The 18,566-nt window shown below is 43.1% G+C and carries 13 protein-coding genes and 2 pseudogenes; 6 read left to right on the plus strand and 9 right to left on the minus strand.

Annotation, left to right across the window (positions count from 1 at the left end):
• Both AB4160_RS01970 and AB4160_RS01975 read right to left on the minus strand, forming a co-directional pair.
• Nucleotides 1-963 (minus strand): annotated as a pseudogene (locus AB4160_RS01970) (hypothetical protein); the annotation flags it as partial.
• Nucleotides 960-2,345, minus strand: a complete 1,386-nt coding sequence (locus AB4160_RS01975) for a pitrilysin family protein (protein WP_372002063.1) — start codon at nt 2,343-2,345, stop codon at nt 960-962. The gene AB4160_RS01975 and the pseudogene AB4160_RS01970, both read right to left, overlap by 4 nt.
• Between AB4160_RS01975 and AB4160_RS01980 the strand changes: the two genes are divergently transcribed.
• Nucleotides 2,296-2,532, plus strand: coding sequence for a hypothetical protein (locus AB4160_RS01980; protein WP_372003439.1), 237 nt, complete (start codon nt 2,296-2,298; stop codon nt 2,530-2,532). The two genes, AB4160_RS01975 and AB4160_RS01980, sit on opposite strands and share 50 nt — an antisense overlap.
• A 137-nt stretch (nt 2,533-2,669) precedes the next feature.
• Here the strand turns inward: AB4160_RS01980 and AB4160_RS01985 are convergent, their stop codons facing one another.
• Nucleotides 2,670-3,593, minus strand: coding sequence for a L,D-transpeptidase family protein (locus AB4160_RS01985; protein WP_372002084.1), 924 nt, complete (start codon nt 3,591-3,593; stop codon nt 2,670-2,672).
• A 248-nt stretch (nt 3,594-3,841) separates the two neighbouring features.
• Nucleotides 3,842-4,768, minus strand: coding sequence for an LpxL/LpxP family Kdo(2)-lipid IV(A) lauroyl/palmitoleoyl acyltransferase (locus AB4160_RS01990; protein WP_372003441.1), 927 nt, complete (start codon nt 4,766-4,768; stop codon nt 3,842-3,844).
• A 103-nt stretch (nt 4,769-4,871) separates the two neighbouring features.
• Here AB4160_RS01990 and hldE point away from each other — a divergent pair, with 103 nt between their 5' ends.
• Nucleotides 4,872-6,302, plus strand: coding sequence for a bifunctional D-glycero-beta-D-manno-heptose-7-phosphate kinase/D-glycero-beta-D-manno-heptose 1-phosphate adenylyltransferase HldE (gene hldE / locus AB4160_RS01995; RefSeq protein WP_372003443.1), 1,431 nt, complete (start codon nt 4,872-4,874; stop codon nt 6,300-6,302).
• A gap of 88 nt (nt 6,303-6,390) precedes the next feature.
• Nucleotides 6,391-6,546: pseudogene (locus AB4160_RS02000) on the plus strand (hypothetical protein); the annotation flags it as partial.
• 1,007 nt (nt 6,547-7,553) lie between these two features.
• Here AB4160_RS02000 and AB4160_RS02005 read toward each other — a convergent pair.
• From AB4160_RS02005 to AB4160_RS02025, 5 genes are all read right to left on the minus strand, one after another.
• Nucleotides 7,554-8,906 (minus strand): MipA/OmpV family protein, encoded by a 1,353-nt coding sequence (locus AB4160_RS02005; RefSeq protein WP_102438473.1) that lies wholly within the window; start codon nt 8,904-8,906, stop codon nt 7,554-7,556.
• Nucleotides 8,907-9,079: 173 nt separating this feature from the next.
• Nucleotides 9,080-10,096, minus strand: a complete 1,017-nt coding sequence (locus AB4160_RS02010) for a sensor domain-containing diguanylate cyclase (protein WP_102531996.1) — start codon at nt 10,094-10,096, stop codon at nt 9,080-9,082.
• 203 nt (nt 10,097-10,299) lie between these two features.
• Nucleotides 10,300-11,679 carry an NAD(P)(+) transhydrogenase (Re/Si-specific) subunit beta gene (locus AB4160_RS02015; protein ID WP_076540751.1) on the minus strand — a complete coding sequence of 460 codons (1,380 nt, stop codon included), beginning with the start codon at nt 11,677-11,679 and terminating at the stop codon, nt 10,300-10,302.
• Nucleotides 11,680-11,684: 5 nt separating this feature from the next.
• A complete protein-coding gene (locus AB4160_RS02020) occupies nt 11,685-11,960 on the minus strand; it encodes an NAD(P) transhydrogenase subunit alpha (protein ID WP_102438475.1) in 276 nt (91 codons plus the stop codon).
• 5 nt (nt 11,961-11,965) lie between these two features.
• A complete protein-coding gene (locus tag AB4160_RS02025) occupies nt 11,966-13,159 on the minus strand; it encodes a Re/Si-specific NAD(P)(+) transhydrogenase subunit alpha (RefSeq protein WP_102438441.1) in 1,194 nt (397 codons plus the stop codon).
• Nucleotides 13,160-13,500: 341 nt separating this feature from the next.
• Here AB4160_RS02025 and AB4160_RS02030 point away from each other — a divergent pair, with 341 nt between their 5' ends.
• The 3 genes from AB4160_RS02030 (at nt 13,501) to AB4160_RS02040 (ending at nt 17,843) form a co-directional block, all read left to right on the plus strand.
• On the plus strand, nt 13,501-15,285 hold the full coding sequence (locus AB4160_RS02030) for an assimilatory sulfite reductase (NADPH) flavoprotein subunit (protein WP_372003446.1): 1,785 nt from the start codon (nt 13,501-13,503) through the stop codon (nt 15,283-15,285).
• A gap of 100 nt (nt 15,286-15,385) precedes the next feature.
• A complete protein-coding gene (cysI, locus tag AB4160_RS02035; protein ID WP_372003448.1) occupies nt 15,386-17,077 on the plus strand; it encodes an assimilatory sulfite reductase (NADPH) hemoprotein subunit in 1,692 nt (563 codons plus the stop codon).
• Entirely contained in the window at nt 17,070-17,843 is a 774-nt protein-coding gene (locus tag AB4160_RS02040; protein WP_102519156.1) for a phosphoadenylyl-sulfate reductase, read from the plus strand. Before cysI ends, AB4160_RS02040 begins: the two co-directional genes overlap by 8 nt.
• The last annotated feature ends 723 nt before the right edge of the window (nt 17,844-18,566 follow it).

An 18,566-nucleotide genomic window follows, 5' to 3' on the forward strand; every position in this document is an offset into this window, starting at 1 on the left:
AGCACTTGCTTTAGCACTTGTTTGAGCGCTTGTTTGAGCGCTTGAATCGAAAGCTGAATGACTTGAATCTGGCTTTTCTGTTAATAGCCAACTCGGCAGCGATGTGACGTGCTGAGCTATTTGAGTCTTTGAGCTATTCGTTTTTAAGCTATTCGTTTTTACGGTATTTGCTTTTAAGGTCTGCGCTTTTATATTGGTTAATTGCGGGCTAAATTGTGGCGCAAACAAGTGCCACTGCAGCTGTTGTCGCAGCTCAGTGTGCAGTTTGGATAAGCTGGAATGGGTTAACTCATCAATCACAGCGTTATTATTGATGTTTTGGTTATAAGGGTGTTGGCTGCCCAGTAATTGCTTTCTAAAGGCGAGATCTATTTCGCTACCAGTGAAAGCGCCTATGTGCTTATTCAATTTAAGATTGCGTTTGATAGTGGCAATATTGACCTCATTCACCGCTTGGTTATCCCAAAACTGCCACAGTAGTTCCGATTTAAGCTTTGTGGTTGCCATACAATTAATACTGATGCCGATACTGTGCAGGCTGGCCCTAAAGCGCATGCTGTCATAACAGGCTGCTTGCACGGCGGTTAGCACTTGAGTATTGGCCATGTGTTTTTGCCGTTGTTTGAAGGCTGCGATAATAATATCGGGGTTAGCAATGGCAGTCTGAGTTGATATGCCGACTAAGTATAGCTGATGTCCTTGCTGGGCAAAGGAGTCAGCAGTTAATGACCATTGATGTAAAAAACTATTTGTAGTCAATGACATGGTTTGCGGCGAGACTATTGCGCTTAATGGCAATTGTACTTTTTCACTACCGAATACCGGCAAATCGTTATAATTTGCTAAATTGGGCGGCTGTGCAGGGGTGAAACTAATAGGTGCATGCTGACAAGCCTGTTGTGAGCAGATAAAGACAGCTAAGCCGATTATTTTTGCCCAGAGAATTGAATGCGACTTTTTCATAATGCCCACTCTTCTAAAGATTCAGCCATCCCTTGGGGTAACCATTCAAGTAAGGTTTTGCCCCAGCGAATGTACCAAGGCGGCAGTAAATCAAGGCGAACTTGTTTGCCGATAAAGTATTGCTGGGTGACAGTTTTAATATCATCGCTAGTGACTTGGTTTATGCGCTGCCATGGCTGAGTGAGCGGCAAGAATTTATCGCGACTGGCGGTATTTGATAAATGAATAGCCAATTGTTGACTATCAGTAAAGTTAATTAGCGTGTCATTAAGGGCAATACTTTTAAGTTGGCACAATACATTGGGCTCAATACCTTGGCTGGCGACTTGCTTAAGGATAGTACTGACTAGTTGATTAAGTTCATCTAATGAGGTGTTGGCTCTGGGGACCAATACCAGATTAGTGACGCCGTGATTGTCCATGGTTAATGGCACTGAATAACTGAGCATATGGGGCGGGTTGGCAAGGCTTGCTTTGGTTAATGCATTGGCGATATTTTGAAAAAGATAGCTTTGCAGTAATGAAATTGCCTCAAAATCGCGATCTTGTCTGCCTACCGTATGCCAAGCCAGCAATAATGCAGGCCATGGGCCGCGAGTATCGATGATTTCAGCGTGGATAGCGTTAGTCTTTGTACCTAGATCGATTTTGCTAAATTTATCTTGCGGATGAGTGGGAGCTTGCCAGTGGCCAAAGTACTTTGTTAGCCAGTCAGCACTTCGGTCATTGAGTTGGCCAACCAAGGATATTTGCATGGCATCTGGGCGGTAATAGCGCTGATGAAATGCCATGAGTTCAGCGGCACTGGCGCCTTGAACATCTTGCTTACTGCCAATGATGGCATGACCATATTGGCTGCCTTTGACTTGCGATAATAGAAACTCCATTGCCTTTCGAATGTAGGGTTGGTTATCAATGCTGGTGGCCATTTCTTCTAACACCGCGCCTTGCTGATTTTTGACCGTGGTTTCTGACAGTTGCGGTTGAATAAATCTGTCGGACTCTAAAAACAGGCTCTGCTCTAAGGCTTGAGCTGGAATAGTGACATAATAATTGGTGTAGTCGAAGTGGGTACTGGCGTTAAAACGTGCTCCAAGGGCGCTCATTTGTTGTGGGTAGCTTTCATCGGGGGCATTTTTACTGCCTTTAAACAGTAAATGCTCAAATAAATGCGCATAACCCGTTTGCCCTGTTTGCTCATTACGGGAGCCCACATTAAATTGCGAGGCAATGGCCACCGTATTGAGACTGGGTAAATTCACTTGGCGAATAATCAAACCATTATCCAGTTCACTGAGGGCGATCTGCTGTTCAAGTATTTGAAGCTTAGTTATGCCATCAGTGAGGTCACACTGCTGGGCTATTGATCTTGATTCGGTCAATGACGCTGATGTAGATGTAGATGTAGATGTAGATGTAGATGTAGATGTAGATAGTGATGTAGATAGTGATGTGGGGGAACTGGCAATAGCTGGGCTGATGAAGCCACTCAAGGTTATTGATAGCAAGGTTACTGATAGTAAAGCAGAAATGGCAGTGATGGCTTTCAATCTATTACCCAGTGTATAAAGTGAACCCTTGATTTAGGTTACTGAGTATTGATAAAGAGCTCAAGCACTTATCAATGAAATATTCATATGGTAAGTGCTTGAATATAGGTGTTTAACAAAATGACTTATTGTTATTCGCTGCTGGCTATTGAGCGGCTATTCTGAATCGACAGGGTTAACCATGTCTTGGTTTTTTGCCTGTTGCATGCTGTTAATTCGAGTAGGTATACCGGTGCGCTGCTCTAGTAAGCGCTTTAGTACAAATGAGTCAGTGTCAGCATTAGCTACAACAGCAGTAATTTTTTTATTTAAGGTCAATGGAAGTGGCTCAGATGAATCAAATTGCTCTTGGGTCTCAGACAATGGCTGATGTACTTCTAAATAACGATTACCATCGGGCTCAACCGTGGCTTTAATCGGTTGATTAACAAATTGCACTCGGGTGCCAACTGGCACTGTGTTAAATAGATGCTCAATATCATCTTCACGTAACCTGACGCAGCCTTGACTGACGCGCAGGCCAATACCGAAAGAGGCATTCGTGCCATGTATCGCAAATAAATTACCTACATATAAGGCAAACAACCCCATTGGGTTATCTGGACCTGCTGGCCACACATCGGGAAGGGTCTCGCCTCTGGCTGCATAAATTTCGCGGGTACGCTTAGTGGGAGTCCAGGTTGGGTTAGCCCGCTTACGGTAAACCTGAGTCACCCAATTTTCAGGGGTGTCACGGCCTACTTGACCAATACCAATTGGGAGTACTTCAACAATATTGGTGCCTTTTTTATAGTGATATAGGCGCATTTCAGCACTGTTAATCACGATGCCTTTACGCGGTGCATCCGGTAGGATCAACTGATGGGGGATCACTAAGGTGCTACCTGGTTTAGGTAAGTATGGGTCAACGCCTGGGTTGGCTTCAAGCATATTGCTCAGTCCGAGTTGGAACTGATCTGCAATGGCTTCTAGGGTTAATTTACCTTCAGGTACAACATAATATTGATTTTCACCAATTAAACGACTGTCTTTAGCGGGTAAAGCATATTCTACCGCCACCACTTGGACGCTAAACAGCATGGTAGAAACAACAATCAATTTGGCGCAAAAAGACTTAATCATAAGGTGGATGTTTTCCTATGTGAGTGATGATCACAATGGCTTTGGTGAGTGTTATCAGTGCTCCTGCAGAATAAATCTCAACATCTGATGAAAACTTAAACTAAAGTTTCGCTATTTTTATCACTGGATACTTGATCATTTTTGCGCTTATTTCAAGCTATGGTCGTTATCCAGTGATATTTTACAGTTAATATTAACTCTGCTGGCTATTTGTATAAAGAGGGGGTTTCTTTGGTTGGCCGAGTTTTAAAGCGGCGATGCAGCCACATATATTGATTACGGTTACGATCAATTAATTGTTCAATGATCTTATTGCCACGAATAGCATCTTCGAGCTCATTTTCACCGGGGAAGTTATCAAGCGGCGCTAAAATTTCCATATTGTACCCCGTGTCATCATCATTACGTTCGACAAAAAAGGGTAATACTTTGGCGCGGCCTAATTTCGCTAAGGTGGTAGCGCCAGTAATAGTCGCTGCATCGGGTACGGCATATAGCGGGATAAATACTGCACTTGAGCGACCAAAATCTTGGTCGGCGGTATACCAGATCACATCTGGGTTTCTTAAACTTTTTACCATCTTACGTAAATCACGTTTTGGTACTAAGCCTTTATTCGAGCGCAGGCGGCCTTTGACTTGTAAGTATTCCATCACGGGATTGTTGTGAGGGCGGTAAACGCCTATCCCCGGTTGGAACTGGCCAAACATTCTCGCGCCCATTTCTAACGGTAAGCAATGCACTGCAAACAGTATGACGCCTTGACCATTATCTAGGGTATTGCGCACATGCTCATCGCCTTTAATGGTCATATGCTGCTGCACTTTTTCATCAGACCACCACCAAGCGTTGATGGTATCGAATAGGGCTTTACCGGTTTCTTCGAAGTTTCTCTTTAGTAGTGCCTCGCGCTCTACTGCTGGCATATCAGGAAAACACAGCTGAAAATTGCGCTCTGCAGTATGTCTGCGACTCGCAGCAAGTTTTAAAACCAAACGGCCTAAACCCTTGCCAAGTGTCATTTGCCAGCGAAGCGGTAATAGCTGGGTCAGCTTCATAAGAGCAACACCAAACCATAATGGCCAATACTTTGGGTGTAATAAATGCGAGGAAAATTGTGCTTTATCTACCACGAGGAACTCATCCAAAAATCAAAATTAGTTGCTATTCTAACTTAATTTTAGAGCAAAATTAGGTACAATCACGGTTTAATATCAGCAAAAGAATAAGTTTACTATGAAGGTATCTCTTCCTGCATTCGAAAAAGCCCGTGTTTTAGTGGTCGGCGATGTCATGCTTGACCGTAATTGGGTTGGCCCTACTGGTCGAATCTCACCAGAAGCGCCAGTACCTGTAGTTAACATCAATCAAATAGAAGACCGTCCCGGCGGCGCTGCTAACGTGGCATTAAATATTGCTGCCCTTGGCGGTCAAGTTGAGCTTGCTGGTATTGTCGGTAATGACGAAAATGCTAAAGCGTTAACCCTTGGTGTTCAAGCCCAAGGGGTTGAACCTCGCTGGTTAACCGTTGCTGATAAACCAACGATTACCAAATTAAGAGTGTTTTCTCGCAATCAACAACTTATCCGCTTAGATTTTGAAGAAAAATACGCTAAAGCTGATAGCGAAAGTTTATTAAATAGCAGTGAAGCGCTGTTAGATAACGTCGATGTATTGGTGTTATCTGACTATGCCAAAGGTGCGATTGACTCGCCAATCGACTTTATTGCTAAAGCCCGCGCTAAAGGCGTAAAGGTGCTGGTAGATCCTAAAGGCAGTGATTTTTCACGCTATCGCGGTGCGACGTTAATCACCCCTAATATGAGCGAGTTTGAAGCGGTTGTGGGCCCAGTAACCAGTGAAGCTGACTTAATCGAAAAAGCCAAAAAGCTGATTAAAGATAACGATTTTACTGCTATTTTGGTGACCCGCTCTGAAAAAGGCATGACGCTGATTAGTCATGATGATGCTGAACTGCATATCCCAACAGTTGCCCGTGAAGTCTATGACGTGACAGGTGCTGGAGATACGGTTATTTCAGCATTAGCAAGTTCGCTGGCAGCGGGTAGCTCGTTAGCACAGGCTTGTTCTATCGCTAATATTGCTGCAGGCGTGGTGGTGGCTAAGTTAGGTACCGCAACAGTAACCCGAATTGAACTCATTGGGGCCTTAGCTTTAAATCAAGGCGAGTCAGGCTTTGGCGTGGTGACTGAAGATCAATTAGCTTACGCCATTGAGCAAGCGCGTCTTCGCGGCGAAAAGGTAGTCATGACCAATGGCTGTTTTGATATTTTACATGCAGGCCACGTAAGCTATCTGCAGCAAGCAAAAGAATTGGGCCATCGTTTAATTGTTGCCGTTAATGATGATGTTTCAGTGAAGCGTTTAAAAGGTGATGGTCGCCCAGTGAATCAAGTTGATCGCCGTATGGCTGTTTTAGCGGGATTAGCGTCAGTTGATTGGGTTATTCCTTTCAGTGAAGATACTCCGCAGCGCGTCATTAGCCGCTTATTACCGGATTTGTTGGTAAAAGGCGGGGACTATAAAGTCGAACAAGTGGCCGGTGGTAAAGAGGTGATGGCTGCTGGTGGTAGTGTCGAAATTCTTGGGTTTGAAGACGGCGTCTCTACTACGGCTATTATTGAAAATATCATGGCTAACAAGTAGTGAATAGGCGGGCACTGTACTTAATGGCCAGTGCTGTTTTAAAGAGTGCCGTTTTAATCCGTGCTATTTTAATCCGTGCTATTTTAGACAGTGTCGTTTTAATCCGTGCCGTTTTAATCCGTGCTATTTTAGACAGTGCCGTTTTAAAGAGTGCCGTTTTAATCCGTGCTATTTTAGACAGTGCCGTTTTAAAGAGAGCATTTCTAATCAGTACCCTAGTGATCAGTCAGTCATTGCTGGCTGATACTCACTTGCCTTTTCAGATAAAAACCGCACTCGCCCCCACCATCTCCCCCTATTATTCAAGCTCATTTAGTTGGATGCCTATTAGTAACAAGCAGGCAATTGTGTGCGATGAAAGTCGTTACCCGAGTTGCTTGAATGCGTTACCTATTGAAGTCGTGAGCCAATTACCGAAAGACACGCAAATCAGCTCTCATTTAGGGGGTAAAACCGCAATGGTGTTAGCGGTTAATCACCATGATATCGCCGGCATTATTATTGTCAGCGCTAAGCAGCCCCTTACCCAAACGATAACCTCAATCAATGGGCATACCTATCAGTTAGCGCTGTTAGAACAATTTAAATTAACTCTATGGCATGAGGTGGGGCATTTAGAGAATATTGCCTTGGTCGGCGATGTACTTCCCAGTACGCTTTCTGCCTATCAGCATGAATGGTTGGCGGACATGTATTTAGTGTGGCGTATTGCCCAAACGCACCCCGATTTGAATTTAGCTTGGCAGCAGTTTCATCGCCGTAATATGGATTTGATTAACAATAGACATAATATGAGCCATTGGAGCTCACCGCAGTTACACTGGTTATTGAGCCAATATCAATTTAAAGACATACAAGGCTTTGACCACTACAGTGAGTTTATTGCCACAATATTTCCGCAGTTAGCGCGATTTGATGACACTGAAATTGCTGAAATCTCCAGCCTAGTGCAACGCACATTTGGCCGAGGTGCAACGCTGGCGCTACCTAAATATATATTTTGGCGACAACAACGACTTATTGAGGTTATTTCCCCGACATTAGTCATGTTAATGGGCGAGGATAAGGCCCATAAGTGGTTGGTTGAGCAATTCTCTGAGGCGGCGCAATTAGTCAACAAAGAGGCTGAGCACAATAAGTTATAACTCTGATTAGTACTGTAACCTCGAGCTTAAACGTTATAAAAAAGCGACTAATTAAGTCGCTTTTAAATGTACTAACAATCTGTTTTTTTATGGCAATGTTTTTAAGTTAAAAATGCCACTGCAGATAAACCGAGTTGTAATTGCTGCCACCTTTGATGCGGCCAAAAGCTGAGCTGGTTTCAAAAATCCCTGATCTATGATGAATACTATAACCTAGCCATGCGTTTTTCATTGGGGCGTGGTTGAACACATCTCCCAAGTTAACATCAAATGAAAAGTCTAAGTAATTTAATAGTTTTGAGGGTCGATAATCTTTTTCGTCAAGTTCGCTGCCTTCAATGTAGGTGACATCAGAGACATAAGATAACCCTTCAGCAACCCCGATCCGAAAACGCCAGCCTAAATCTATGGTGTAAAAGGCTTTAACTGCAAGTACACCTTCAGCTAAGTTATCTTGTACTTCAGAGTCATGATGCCAAACAGCACCTGTTGTTAAGTATAAATCAATGGGTAAGTTGAATAAGCTATTACTGAGTGGGATACCATAGAAAAGGGAGGTCATTTGATTGTTGTAACGATCGCCTTTGGCATTCCCGGTTAAAATGTCATTCAAGCTTGAAGGCGTTGCCCAGCCGTGTGCGACTCTTAAAAATTCGCCACTTTCTTTAGGGACTGGATTGGTATTGGGCCTTTTATTATCAGGGAAAAAGCCAAAGCCTAAGAAGGACTCAAATTGATATTGATTTTCAATGGTGGGCAAGTGATAAATATCATCTTCAAGGCGGGTTACCCCAAAGTTACCCAATAGGTATAAATTACTGGCAAGGTGATAGCGAGCATTAACCCCTGCTGAAAAAGCCAATCCAGCACCGGGATCGGCTAGCTCTAAGCCATAGTAATGTTCATTGAAATCGTTGCTTTTCCATTGGAATTCGGCATAAGGATTTAATTGCCAATCACCGCCTTGCCAGTGGTATTGAGTACGAGTGTAACCATACATGCGCTTGTTACCATCACTCATGATGGCAACATCAGCTTCTAGGCCGTCTTTTTGAAAGCGGTATTGAAAACCAAAATCAAAGGCGTCAGATTGGGTTTGATTTTGATATTCTTTAGGGATGTCAACGAACCGAAAACGACTATAAACATTGACTTGATGTTCATCATTTTTCCATAAATGAACCCCGCCCTCTAAGCCATTTAAATAAAAATAATCATTTTCAAATTCAATCAATGGCATGACGTCATAGACATCATCATTTTCAGTGGCATAAGGAATATCAGCTTTACGCACACCAATGCCAACTCCCCAGGTTGATGGGAAGTATTCTACATCTGCATGAGACTCAGCTTTGCTTGGTGGATTAACCGTTTTGGTTTGGTCATTGTCAGCGATGACAGAAAAAGAGCATGTGCTTAAGCAAACAAATGCGGTAAGTAAAGAGGACGTTTTAGGCATAGAGGTTTTACCATTAATCTTTATCAACAATAATTTTTATTACCTAGCAGGATAAGAGGTGGTAAAAAGCTAAGTAAACACTAATTTTTATATTATTTTCAGGATTATAGCATGTAGATATTAGTGAATGTGACAGCGAAAAATTTTAACAGCATTTTTTTAACGCGACATTGCTAGCCTAACTGGTGCATTTTTATTTTGACTGATTGCTGCCAAAAAGAATAGTTATGCTTACCCGATTGCTTTACACCGTACATGGCATTATCTGCTTGCTCGCAAACGTGGGTGAATTGGTCTCGTTGATTAAAACGACTAATACCAATGCTTAACCCCAGTGATAGCGGTTTATCATCTATTGTTTGTAACTGTTTAAAGTGATTGATTAATGCTTCGGCGAACATACTGATAGTCGCGAAGTCTGCAATAGCGGTAATTATCACAAATTCATCGCCACCCAGTCGGGCTATGCTGACCTTGTGTTTAGAAATTAACTTTTGGCAATAATGATTTAGGGTATTGCTTATCTCTACTAACACCAAATCCCCAAAATGATGACCATACCTGTCGTTAACCCCTTTAAAGTTATCGACATCGATAAATAGTAATGTTCCTGATTGGAAGTTGGTATTTTTCTGTATCTGCTGGAATGCTGTTTCAATCGCAGTACGGTTTAACAAGTCGGTGAGAGGGTCTTGGTGGGCAAGGCGAGCTAAGTCAAGTTCATAGCGCTTTTCTTGGGTTATATCAATATGAGTGCCCATGATCCTTAAGGGTTGACCATCTGGGGTATATTCCACAATACGTCCCCTGTCTGAAACCCAGCTGGTGGTGCCATTTTTATGGATCATCCGATGAACGGCGCGATAAACCTCTTCTTTACCTGTGAGGTGATCTTCAAAAGCTTTGATGACCCAGTCTTTATCTTCAGGATGTAAATGGCTTTTCCAGCTAGAAATATTTGCCGCTCGCTCTTCGAGGGTATAACCCAGCAATGCGCCCCATTCTTGATTGAAAATGGTCAGATCGCCAGAAGGGATATGTTGCTCCCACAGACACAAGCCTGTGCCATCGAGTGTTGCTGAGAGCTTCTCTTCACACAGCTTTAGTTTCTGCTTAAGTAAATCATTCTCTTGGGTGAGTTGATTTAACTGAGCTGTGAGCTGTTGAATTTGTGAAGCCAATGGGTCCATCTGAGAAAATCATCCTTGTGTTAAAACGAGCTAAAGCTTGAAAAGCAATCGGTATATCCTTTGTACATTTTACTCATAAATTCGTCAAGAATGAGAATGTATGATTATTGATAACTTATTCTCCCAATGATAGAAATGAAGCGCTTATTAATAAAAAGGCCGCTAAGCGGCCTTTTTAGGGGGTATATCTAACATGTTGAAAATTAATCAGCTTCTTTTAAGCTTTGCGTCAGCTCAACAATGCCTTTTTTACCATCACCGAATAACATAAGTGCATTATCCATGGCAAATAATGGGTTAGGTAAACCTGCAAACCCTGGGCTTAATGAACGCTTAATTACCACCACGGTGCGGGCTTTATCGACGTTTAGAATTGGCATACCATAGATGGGGCTACCTTTATCTTCACGTGCCATTGGGTTGGTGACATCATTGGCACCAATGACAATCGCCACATCCGTTTGCGCAAATTGTGGATTAATCTCATCCATTTCAACTAACTGTTCATAAGGCACTTCAGCTTCTGCAAGTAGCACGTTCATGTGGCCAGGCATACGGCCAGCAACAGGGTGAATCGCGTACTTCACATCGACTCCACGCTCTTGTAAAACGTTAGCGAGCTCACGTACTGCATGCTGTGCTTGCGCCATGGCTAAACCGTAACCTGGGACAATAACCACACGTTCAGCGGTTTCTAGCATCATGGCAATTTCATCTGGCGAAGTTGATTTTACTTTACCTGCGTAAATTTCATCTGCATCGACTTTCTCGCCGCCTTCAGCCATCACACCGAATAAGACGTTAAATAATGAACGGTTCATGGCTTTACACATGATTTGTGTGAGGATAATTCCTGATGCACCAACCAGTGAACCTGAGATAATCAATACCGTATTACCTGTAATGAAACCAGTCGTTGCCGCGGCGATACCAGAATAGGAGTTCAGTAGTGCAATAACAACCGGCATATCAGCGCCGCCAATTGGCACCACTAATAACACACCCAAGACCACTGCCACAGCCACTAAAGCATACATTAAGCTGACGTTAGCAGGGTTAATGACTAGCGCAATGGCTAAGCCAAACGCAGTGATCAGCAGCAGCGCGTTAAGGATTTTATTACCTGGGACTTTGATTGGATTACCTGAAATAAGCTCTTGCAGCTTAGCAAAAGCCACAAATGAACCTGAAAGGGTAACTGCACCAATAATAATGGTCGCTCCGATAGAAATTAGCGCCACCATGCTAGTAGCTGCAGTCGGGTCAAGGAAACTTGCCGCAGCAATGGCCAGTGAAGCACCACCACCAAAACCATTCAACAGTGCAACCATTTGCGGCATGTCGGTGACTTTAATTTTAGTCGCCATCACTGCACCAATGGTGCCACCTAATAGTACGCCGGCAATGATCCACTCATAGCTAAGAATGCTTTGGTCAAATAGGGTTACCACCACAGCAATAAACATACCCATGGCTGATAATTGGTTGCCACGAACCGCTGTTTTAGGTTTTGTCAGTCCTTTAATACCAAGAATAAACAGGACTGCGGCAACAAGGTAAGCCAAATAAATAATTGTTGTCATTGAGTCTATTTCCTCTTGAACATAGCTAGCATACGGTTGGTGACCATGTAACCACCGACCACATTGATGGTAGCCAGCACTACGGCGATAAAGCCAAGTACATTCACTATCATGCCACCGCCAGAACCTGCTGACAGTAGGGCGCCTACCAGTGAAATACCTGAAATAGCATTCGAACCAGACATTAATGGCGTGTGCAGTGTCGGTGGCACTTTAGTGATCAGCTCAACACCTAAAAATACTGCGACGACAAAAAGCGTCAGTAATAATAGTAAGGTCATATCCATTATGCTTTTTCCTCTACACTGGTGTCAGCTTCAGGCGTTGCTAAAGGCGCAAGACCCAATAAATCTCTTAGGCGAGCACTGGTGACTTCTTTGCCATGGGCAACAACAGTGTCTCTGACGATTTCGTCTTCAAAATCAAGAACCAGTTCACCCTCTTTACTGACGATTAAGTTCAGTAAGTTCTCGACATTTTTACCATACATTTGGCTGGCATGATTCGCTGCAGTGCTAGGTACGTTAGATGGCCCTAAGATCATCACGCCGTTGTGCATAATAACTTCATCAACGCGGGTTAATTCACAGTTACCACCAGATTCAGCCGCTAAATCAACAATGATGGTGCCGTTTTTCATGCCATCAACCATTTCTTTAGTGATAAGCACAGGGGCTTTACGGCCTGGAATGGCTGCAGTGGTAATCACAATATCTTGTTGTGCTAACACATTCGCCATCGCTTGTTGTTGACGCTTTAAAAAGTCATCACTTTGCTCGGTGGCATAACCGCCTTTGGTTTCAGTGTTTTCGGCTTCAATATCAAGCTCAACCGGTTTTGCACCAACAGAAATAATCTGCTCGCGCGCCGCAGGGCGAATATCATAGGCTTCGACAACGGCGCCAAGACGCTTAGCTGTGGCGCAGGCCTGAAGTCCCGCAACACCCACACCCATAATAAAGGCGCGAGTGGGTTTTAATGTCCCAGCAGCTGTCATCATCATTGGGAATAAACGCGGCGCTTTATGGGCGGCGAGTAACACAGCTTTATAGCCTGAAATCGTTGCCATTGATGACAACACATCCATACTTTGGGCACGGGTAATACGTGGAATAAGTTCTAAGGCAATCGCGCTGGCACCCGTGTCAGCAATTGCTTGGGCATTTTGCGGGTTAATCAGCGGGTCCATCATGCCAATCAGCAGTTGCTGAGGCTTGATTAGCGCTTTAATTTCATCGAATTGCTCACCCTTACAGTTCACCACGGTAATGATGTCAGCTTCATTCAGTAGCGCTGCTCGTGATGAAGCAATAGTGGCGCCTACCTTGACATAATCGTCGTCGGTAAAGCCTGCGTTTTGTCCAGCGCCTGATTCTACGATCACTTGTAGCTGTTTTTTTAATAATGCGGTCACATTGGCAGGGATTAACGCAACGCGTAACTCACCTGGGTGACTCTCTTTCGGTAGACCTAATTTCAAAAGGACAACCTCTTAGTTAGTGTAAATAGGGAAGGGTCGGGTCGTGTGAGTATTTAATACAACTTTGTTTTAAATACTCATTTTTTCTAAGTGCCTTTTTATGGTGCACATTTTTTTAGGTGCTTCATTCTGGCAATTATTAGGTTTGAAACAAGTAAATAATGCGCTAAATCACATTTTTACCGAGTTCAGACCCAAAAGTTTGCACTAGACCACACTTTTGTAGCTTAAAAATGCAGCTTTGCATATTCCTTAATGGAATAAAGAATTAACTTTTAGTCTTTTTTGGTTTTAAAGAATCGGAGTAATCTGATGATATTAAACTGTTATAGGGCTCTCCAATGTTGTTAAAAGAACTTTCTTCATTCGCATCGCCATTGTCTCAAGGACAAGTCGACAAGCTAAAACAGCTCACTTCTGAATTATCTGCGGTGCAATTAGCTTGGGTTAGTGGCTATTTGGCTGCATCTTCAAATCAAGGGCAAACAGCAAGTGCGCCAGAGGCTAGTGCAGCGCAAACTGTGACAATTTTATTTGGTAGTCAAACGGGTAATGGTCAAGGTATCGCTAAAGAGTTAGCTGCAAAGGCATCCGCTAAAGGCTTTACGGTTAATTTAAGCTCGATGGCTGATTACAATGTGCGTCAGTTAAAGCAAGAAACCATTTTGATTGCGGTGGTGAGTACCCACGGTGAGGGTGAAGCGCCAGATGATGCTATTGAATTACATAAGTTCCTTGCTTCAAAAAGAGCGCCTAAGTTAGATCAACTTAACTTTTCAATTTTGGCCTTGGGTGACTCAAGCTATGAGTTTTATTGTCAAACCGGTAAAGACTTCAGCGAACGCTTATCTGCTTTAGGTGCAACAGAGTTATTGCCGTTAGTTGAGTGTGATGTTGATTACGAAGAAGCTTCAGAGCAATGGCTTGAGTCGGTAATAACAGCGGTTGAGCCATTAGTTGAAACTAGCAGTGCCAGCGTAGTGTCAATTGATAGCGCCAAAGCGGCGGGTGAAAGCGAATTTACCAAGCAAAATCCTTATGAAGCAGAAGTGTTATTAAGTCAAAAGCTTACCGGTCGTGATTCTGATCGTGATGTTCGCCACGTGGAAATCGATTTAGGCGAATCTGGTATCAGTTATCAAGTGGGTGACGCCTTAGGTATTTGGTTTACCAATAACGAGGCTTTAGTCACTGAAGTGATTAGCGGTTTAGGATTAGACCCGTCAACTGAAGTTGTGGTCAGTAAAAATACCTTATCGCTACAACAAGCATTAACAGATAAAAAAGAGCTAACCCAACTTTACCCGGGTCTTGTGACGGCATGGGCAGAGCTTGCGGGGAATGCAGAGCTTAGCGCGATTGCTGCAGATAAAGAGCAAACTCGCCATTTTGTATTAGGTCATCAATTAGCTGATTTAATCAGTTTGTATCCAGTAAAAATCGATGCCGCAACCTTAGTAAGTTTATTACGCCCATTAACACCGCGTTTATATTCAATTGCCTCTAGCCAAGCGGAAGTGGAAAACGAAGTGCATTTAACCGTGGCACTGGTTGAAGATGAGCGTGCGGGTCAAGCGCGTTTTGGCGGCGCTTCGCACTTCTTAGCATCTGCAGAAGAAGGTCAGCAAGTTAAGGTTTACGTTGAACCGAATAAGCATTTTCGTTTGCCAGAAAATAGCGACACTCCAGTTATTATGGTTGGCCCTGGCACTGGTGTGGCGCCTTTTAGAGCCTTCATGCAACAACGTGCAGCAGACGGCGTTAACAGCGATAGCTGGTTATTTTTCGGTAATCCGCATTTTGAGCAAGACTTTTTATACCAAGTTGAGTGGCAACAGTACCTAAAAGTGGGTGATTTATCGCGCCTCGATGTGGCTTTCTCACGTGATCAACAACATAAAATTTATGTGCAACACCGGATTGCAGAGCAAGGTGAAGCGATTTGGGCATGGCTACAAAATGGCGCGCATTTTTATATCTGTGGCGATGCAGAGCGCATGGCAAAAGATGTCCATCAAGCCTTACTAGATGTCGCAGTTAAGTATGGTGGTTTAGATGCGCAGGGCGCTGAGGATTACCTTGAAGGGTTGCGCAGTGCGAAACGTTATCAAAAAGACGTTTACTAAATGAATACCGCATGAGTTCGAAATAAGCATAACGAAAATAATATACACGCTGGTGATTTGATATCACCAGCGTCATAAAAGCATCGATAGAGGCCACAGGATGAGTGAGCAAAAGTTAGCAGTAAATGAATATTTAAAAACCGACAGTGATTACCTGCGCGGCACCATTAAAGAAGGCTTAGACACCCAAGTTACCGGTTCGTTTAGTGATGGCGATCAGCAGTTGATCAAATTCCACGGCTTTTATCAGCAAGACGATCGTGATTTACGTAATGAGCGTAAAGAACAAAAACTAGAGCCTTTATACAGTTTCATGTTACGAGCCCGTGTACCAGGTGGTATTTGTAGTCCTGAGCAATGGTTGGATGTGGATAAAATCTCATCAACGCTAACGACATCAAACAGTATTCGTTTAACCACCCGTCAAACCTTTCAATATCACGGCATTCCAAAGCGTAATTTAAAAACGCTGATCCAAGGCCTTGATAGAGCGGCGTTAGATTCTATTGCGGCCTGTGGTGACGTTAACCGTAACGTAATGTGTAACCCAAACCCTGTTGAATCTAAGTTACATCAACAGGCTTATGCAGTGGCTAAAGAGTTGTCAGATCATTTATTGCCTCATACTCACGCCTATGCTGAAATTTGGTTAGATAAAGAAAAGCTGCTTGATACTGAAACTAACGAACCTGTGTACGGTAAAACCTACTTGCCACGTAAATTTAAAATGGCTGTAGCAGTACCCCCAGACAATGATGTTGATGTTTATACCAATGACTTAGGTTTTATTGCCATCGCTGAAGCGGGTGAGTTAGTCGGATTTAATTTAGTTGCTGGTGGCGGTATGGGCTCAACTCATGGTGAAGTGGAAACCTTCCCACGTCTAGCGGATGATTTTGGCTTTATTAAAACTGACGATGTGATTAAATTCGCTGAAGCTGTTATGACAGTTCAGCGTGACTGGGGTAACCGTGTCAATCGTAAGCGTTCACGTTTGAAGTACACCATTGTCGATCATGGCGTTGCAGAATTTAAAGCAGAAGTTGAAAAGCGTGCAGGGGTGAGTTTTGAACCTAAACGTGAGGTAGTGATTGGCGATCGCGGCGACCGTTATGGTTGGGTTCAAGGCTTAGATAACAACTGGCATTTAACCTTGTTCATTGAAAGTGGTCGTATTAAAGATGAGCCAGGTCAGACGCTGCAAACAGGCTTAAGAGAAATCGCCAAAATCCATAAAGGTGATTTTAGAATGACCTCTAACCAGAACATGATTATTGCTGGGGTTGCAGAAGAAGATAAAGCTGCGATTGAAGATTTAGCCCGTAAGCATGGCTTTTTTGGCAAGGTTATCAGTCAAACCCGCGGCCATTCAATTGCCTGCGTGGCGCTGCCTACCTGTCCATTAGCCATGGCCGAAGCGGAGCGATATTTCCCAGAGTTTATTGACAATATTGATGCGCTGCAAGCTAAGCATGGTATTAGCGAGCAAGCCATTGTGGTGAGAATGACAGGTTGCCCTAATGGCTGTGCGAGACCGTTCGCAGCCGAAATTGGTTTAGTAGGTAAAGCGCCTGGACGTTATAACTTGTATTTAGGTGCAAGCTTTGAAGGCACACGCCTTAATAAAATGTACAAAGAGAATATTCAAGAAGCTGAAATTTTAGCTGAGTTAGACAGATTATTCGGCTTGTATGTACTTGAGAGTGATGCAGGTGAAACCTTCGGTAACTTTACAGTTCGCTTTGGCATAATTAAAGCCGTGAACGATGCCGCTGTAGATTTTCATGGCTAACGGGTTAGCAACAGAGGTCATTACGATGATTAATCACAATGAGTTGCAAGCACTATTATCAGCTCCCAAGTCTGAGCAAAAAATAGTGCTAGAAAAAGTGAATCGCTTTTTAGCCGATTTAACCGCGCAAGAGCGAGTCACTTGGGGATTAGCTTTTTTGCCTGGCGAACATGCTTTATCGTCAAGTTTTGGTATTCAAGCGGCGGTTATGTTGCATATGGTAAGCCAAGCGCAGACAGATATTCCGGTGATATTGACGGATACAGGATACTTGTTTGCTGAAACCTATCAATTTATTGATGAGTTAACCCAAAGACTAGATTTAAATCTACAGGTATTTCGCGCCCAGCAGTCATCTGCATGGCAAGAAGCCCGTTACGGTAAGCTTTGGGAGCAAGATCTCGAAGGCTTAGAAAAGTATAATCGCATCAATAAAGTGGAGCCTATGCAACGTGCTTTGGCTGAGCTAAATGTCGGCACTTGGTTTGCCGGGCTACGTCGCTCGCAAGCCAGTAGCCGTGAAGCGCTACCCATTTTAGCTATTCATGGTGATAAATATAAGCTACTGCCCATCATTGATTGGAGTAACAAAGATGTCCATGAATACCTTAGTGAGCATCAACTACCTTATCACCCGCTGTGGGAGCAAGGTTATGTGTCTGTTGGCGATACCCATTCAAGCAAACCCCTAGAGCTAGGAATGAGCGAAGAAGAAACCCGTTTTAATGGCTTGAAGCGTGAATGTGGATTACATTACGAAATTTAGCCAATTGCAGGTTAGTCATTTGGTTATAAAAAATATCAGTCCAATGAGGCTGATATTTTTTTGAGTTTAATATTTTTGGGATTCAATAAAAGTGTCAATAGGGATGTTGAACGCAACATATGGGTCGCTAAGGTTAATATTTACTGCTAATGCGAGCGCTTATTATTAATAGCTAACATTGCTTTCGACCAAAGTATTAAAACCAATGACTGATATTTACCTCTGTTGCTTTATATCGTGATATTTAGCCAAAAACAATTAGGCATTTGTTAATTCTATAGTCTAAATTTAGAAGTTCCCGTAGATGGTTTTGTCGACACTTTAGGCATGTTTTTGCACGCCACGTACCTCCAAAGCCTCGCTCGTAAAACGAGTGTGTAGTGATTGGCTTGCTAGCGTAAGCATAATCTTTTGGTTGTCTCGGTTAGCCATCATTGGCTAGCCGAGAAACCAACCTTTCATCGATATCGCTATCTTCATGGTTTATTTATCCTATCTTTTTGGCACCTGCTTAACCTTTTATTAGACTTTTAAACCTTATAAACAATTGCTTAACTCGGTTATTGCTTATCAAACCCCAAGCCACTTTTATCGAGGCATTATTTTATTTGCAAATTAAAAGTGTGCTAAGTTATCGCTATGCTTGATCAAATTGAGTTATCGGCATTAACTAAGCATTTACTCTCAAGGAAGAGTGACTTGTTATTACTTACATGTGAATTA

The organism is Shewanella sp. 10N.286.51.B8 (genome assembly GCF_041469325.1).
In the GTDB taxonomy this organism is placed as follows: domain Bacteria; phylum Pseudomonadota; class Gammaproteobacteria; order Enterobacterales; family Shewanellaceae; genus Shewanella.

Excerpts from the sequence above, each read along its gene's own strand:
- hldE (WP_372003443.1), top strand. The coding sequence starts at position 4,872 with ATGAAGGTATCTCTTCCTGCATTCGAAAAAGCCCGTGTTTTAGTGGTC.
- AB4160_RS02015 (WP_076540751.1), bottom strand. The coding sequence starts at position 11,679 with ATGACAACAATTATTTATTTGGCTTACCTTGTTGCCGCAGTCCTGTTT.
- AB4160_RS02010 (WP_102531996.1), bottom strand. The coding sequence starts at position 10,096 with ATGGACCCATTGGCTTCACAAATTCAACAGCTCACAGCTCAGTTAAAT.
- AB4160_RS02030 (WP_372003446.1), top strand. The coding sequence starts at position 13,501 with ATGTTGTTAAAAGAACTTTCTTCATTCGCATCGCCATTGTCTCAAGGA.
- AB4160_RS02005 (WP_102438473.1), bottom strand. The coding sequence starts at position 8,906 with ATGCCTAAAACGTCCTCTTTACTTACCGCATTTGTTTGCTTAAGCACA.
- AB4160_RS01985 (WP_372002084.1), bottom strand. The coding sequence starts at position 3,593 with ATGCTGTTTAGCGTCCAAGTGGTGGCGGTAGAATATGCTTTACCCGCT.
- AB4160_RS02020 (WP_102438475.1), bottom strand. The coding sequence starts at position 11,960 with ATGACCTTACTATTATTACTGACGCTTTTTGTCGTCGCAGTATTTTTA.
- AB4160_RS01980 (WP_372003439.1), top strand. The coding sequence starts at position 2,296 with ATGCCATCAGTGAGGTCACACTGCTGGGCTATTGATCTTGATTCGGTC.
- AB4160_RS02040 (WP_102519156.1), top strand. The coding sequence starts at position 17,070 with ATGGCTAACGGGTTAGCAACAGAGGTCATTACGATGATTAATCACAAT.
- cysI (WP_372003448.1), top strand. The coding sequence starts at position 15,386 with ATGAGTGAGCAAAAGTTAGCAGTAAATGAATATTTAAAAACCGACAGT.